The organism is Gelidibacter sp. (genome assembly GCF_035577925.1).
In the GTDB taxonomy this organism is placed as follows: domain Bacteria; phylum Bacteroidota; class Bacteroidia; order Flavobacteriales; family Flavobacteriaceae; genus Gelidibacter.
On record NZ_DATJCY010000237.1, the window covers coordinates 1 to 3,923 of the forward strand.

Below are 3,923 nucleotides of genomic sequence, written 5' to 3' on the forward strand. Positions count from 1 at the left end.
ACGGTCAAATTCAGCATAATATAAACGCTCAATGGTTTTAAAATTATTTTGGATCATATCAGCATCTATTATGGCAGATAAATTCCACAGACTGTCATTTTTTATCACGTCGTGTTTTATTCGCAGTTTTCCAGCAAAACCGTCATTATTGCCATCGTCTAAATTTGAAAAAAGATTCAGATCGTTTTTACTGCCCGCTGCTTCAAAATAAATATCGGTTCGTTCGTTTGGTTTATACGTTCCATTTACTACCGCAATTTGCAATTTGGTTGGCGCAATCAATTGTACAATGGGGGCATAATTACCTTGCGGTACGCCTGCCATTGGCGCAACATATTCATAAATATTGGACACGGCATTACTGTTGATTAGCACGTAATCACCTTGATTATTTCCAACCAATTGAAATTTAACACTAAACAATTCATCGGTTGGATTGGTCGAAAACACATAAGCCTCAACGCCATTAATCAGTTCTTTTTTATATAAAATACGATTTTCATTGTAAGCCTCGGGCACACCAGAAGGCGCGACCATTAAAGAGGAATCATCGCCAGCATTGGCTAAAATCTGAACCTGTTCTGGTGATAGATTTTGTTGTAACGGCTGATTTTTAGAATCGACCTCAGAATACACCGAAGCATTTATTTTAAATTTTTCAGTTTCTATACCGCCGCCGCCAAAAACTGTAAATCGTGAAAAATTACGTTCGCTAAATTGGTAATCGACCGTGATACGCATTTCTGAAGTTATCGGAAACGTGGCATTAAAAATAATTTCGCCCGCATTATAATCGATGATATAATCTTGATTTTCGCCGCGCTTAATTGGTGTTCCGTTAACATATACCGTTTCGCTGCCCGAAATGACCAGCACATACAATTGATTGTTTGGACCACGCAATTTATAAGGCCCTTGGTTGCCTTCCTGACCTCTAAATTGACTGGTGGTAAACTGACCACGCACCAAAGCACCAGCGGCAAAAAGATGCGTTTTGGAATTGTCATTTCCTAAATTAACATCGACATTGAGTCCTTGAACCCGTTTGCTGAATCGTGCGAAATAAGAATCGGTATTTTGCAGATCGATATCGCCGGCCCTAATACGCCACTTATCACTGAACAATTCGATAAAAATTTGATCAAACTCATCTAAACGTTGTGAATAACCACTTTCTTGCAAAGGAATATTAGCATCTTGAATAGAAGCTTTCAAGGATACTTTATCGCTCAACTTCCCCGAAATCTGCAAATCCAATTCGCTGTTCATCACAGAATTTTGATTATTGCCTATGGTCATTCCCCTTGAAATACTACCGGAAGTTGTCAAACCATCAAAAGGCGTAAAATTCCTAACCACATTAGATTGTTGCATCTTGTACAATTGCTGCATATTATTGATGTTATCAACAACAATGGTATCGCTGAGCTGAAAATATTTTCGAGTGATGAAATTGGGATATCTCAGATAATGAACGGTAACCGAATCGGTTGCGATTGGTTTTTTAAAAGTCAAAAGTGCTTTTGAAAAATCTATATGATAAAAGGACGTATCAATGACCTTGTCATCTTTTGTTCTAAGGCTGAATTGGCTTGAATTGATGCTTACCGTATCAATATAAAGAGCATCAGCCACTGCCATTCTCTTTATTCTATAATTAGATGTCGGCTCTTGTGCAAACACACAACAACTGATTAAAAAAAAGACAATGGAAATAGCAATTTTCATCTCGCACAACTAGTTCTAAAGACGACATTCGTTTTAACGTTAAAAAGCCTGTAAAATTATCGTATAAAAGTACAGTATTATTTAAGTTTGCGTGAAATAAAGGTTTAACTTAAAGATTCCCATTTTTATGGGATGTATATATGAAAATCATCTCTTACAATGTTAACGGCATTCGTGCAGCACTCAATAAAGGTTTTATAAATTGGTTAAAAAGCGCGAATCCCGATGTCATTTGTTTACAAGAAATCAAAGCCATGAAAGAGCAACTTGATGTTTCTGTTTTTGAGGAAGCGGGTTATCCTTATCATTATTGGTTCAGTGCACAAAAAAAAGGCTATAGTGGCGTTGCAATCCTCAGTAAAACCAAACCCAACCATGTTGAATATGGCACAGGCATAGCGTCAATGGATTTTGAAGGGCGTAATTTGAGAGTTGATTTTGATGACGTTTCGATCATGAGTTTGTATTTGCCATCAGGCACCAATGATGCGCGCTTGCAACATAAATTTGATTATATGGATATGTTTCATGACTATATAGATAATCTTAAAGAAGAAATTCCAAATTTGATTGTTTTAGGCGATTACAACATCTGTCATGAAGAAATAGACATCCATAACCCGAAAGGACTTTCAAACGTTTCCGGTTTTTTACCTGTGGAACGCCAATGGATTGGCAATTTTATAAATAACGGATTTATAGATTCCTTTAGACATTTTAATAACAAACCCGACCAATACACGTGGTGGAGTTATAGAGCCAATTCAAGAGCAAGGAATAAAGGATGGCGTCTAGATTATGCCATGGTTCATGCACCTTTACAAGATAAACTAAAACGCAGCGTTATCTTATCGGATGCCGTTCATAGCGATCATTGTCCGATTTTACTGGAACTCCATAGCTGATTAAATTCACATAAAAACAAACCTAATATTTAACCCTTATAAACATGATTAAAAAACTGTCCCTTATTGCATTAACACTCGTGTTGACCACGTCGTGCGTGTCCAAAAAAATCTACACCGATTTGGAAGATAAATACGCGACTTTAAGAAGAGAAAACCGAAAAATTATTGATGAAAATGCTGAGCTGAAAAAGGATCTCCTCATTTCACAAAACAAATTATCACAGTTGCAGAGAGATTATGACAACAGTGTTTCAAGACTCTCTCAACTTCAAAAGGATTATGAAGTTACCAAAACCAATCTGGACAATTTACAACAATCTTACCAAGCTTTAGAAAAAAACAGCTCCTCTGCCATTGCCGAAAACGCTAAAAAGAACAGAGAATTATTAGCCCAATTAGAAGCCAAAGAACAAGCGCTTGCTGCCGAAAATGCACGTTTACAAAAATTAAAGCAAGATATGGAATCACGTTCTCAACGTATTTTGGAGCTCGAAAATGTGATTGCCTCCAAAGATGCAGCGATGAACAAACTTAAAGATGCCATTTCCAGAGCATTGACCAATTTTGAAGGCAAAGGCCTAACGGTTGAGCAGCGTGATGGCAAAGTATATGTGTCCATGGAAAACAAATTGTTGTTCCAATCTGGAAGTTGGGCTGTTGGTGTTAACGGAAAGCAAGCTGTGAAACAATTGGGAAGCGTATTGGCAGAAAACCCAGATATTGCAATTTTAATTGAAGGCCATACCGATAATGATCCTTATAATGGAACAGGACAATTGAGCGGTAACTGGGACTTATCAACCAAACGGGCTACGGCTATCGTTCAGATTTTAAGAGAAAATCCAGCTATCAATCCTGAGAATTTAACGGCTGCCGGACGTGGCGAATATGCCCCAATTGCAACCAATGACACGAACGAAGGCAAAGCCAAAAACCGACGTATTGAAGTTATTTTAACTCCTAAATTGGATGAGATTTCTAAATTATTAAACGATTAAATTGATTTAAAAAAAAGACCTACTAGGTTTTTGAAACCTAGCAGGTCTGGACAAAAAAAGCGAATCTTTGGGGATTCGCTTTTTTGTTACTTGAAAATGTTTCTATTTTCCTGACTTATTGAGGCGTTACTACTTCACCTTGTTTTGTATAGGTAAAAGTTACCTTAGTGGTCTTAATAGCACCTGTGGCATCTTTAAAAGTTAAATTAGCATCGTATGAAAATTCATTACTTGATTCGCCAGTTTCAATATTTACAGCTTGAGAAGAACAATTAGCAACAAGCATCAA

2 protein-coding genes and 1 pseudogene are annotated in these 3,923 nt (G+C 37.1%); 2 read left to right on the forward strand and 1 reads right to left on the reverse strand.

Annotation, left to right across the window (positions count from 1 at the left end; translation table 11 throughout):
* Window positions 1–1,641 (reverse strand): annotated as a pseudogene (locus VNJ50_RS09495) (hypothetical protein); the annotation flags it as partial.
* A 227-nt stretch (window positions 1,642–1,868) separates the two neighbouring features.
* Here VNJ50_RS09495 and VNJ50_RS09500 point away from each other — a divergent pair.
* Both VNJ50_RS09500 and VNJ50_RS09505 read left to right on the forward strand, forming a co-directional pair.
* Window positions 1,869–2,633 carry an exodeoxyribonuclease III gene (locus VNJ50_RS09500; RefSeq protein WP_325581259.1) on the forward strand — a complete coding sequence of 255 codons (765 nt, stop codon included), beginning with the start codon at window positions 1,869–1,871 and terminating at the stop codon, window positions 2,631–2,633.
* Between the two features lie 44 nt (window positions 2,634–2,677).
* Entirely contained in the window at window positions 2,678–3,634 is a 957-nt protein-coding gene (locus VNJ50_RS09505; protein ID WP_325581261.1) for an OmpA family protein, read from the forward strand.
* Window positions 3,635–3,923 lie beyond the last annotated feature (289 nt).

What these genes read in the sequence shown, in the direction of transcription:
- VNJ50_RS09505 (WP_325581261.1), top strand. Translation starts at nt 2,678, where the DNA reads ATGATTAAAAAACTGTCCCTTATTGCATTAACACTCGTGTTGACCACG.
- VNJ50_RS09500 (WP_325581259.1), top strand. Translation starts at nt 1,869, where the DNA reads ATGAAAATCATCTCTTACAATGTTAACGGCATTCGTGCAGCACTCAAT.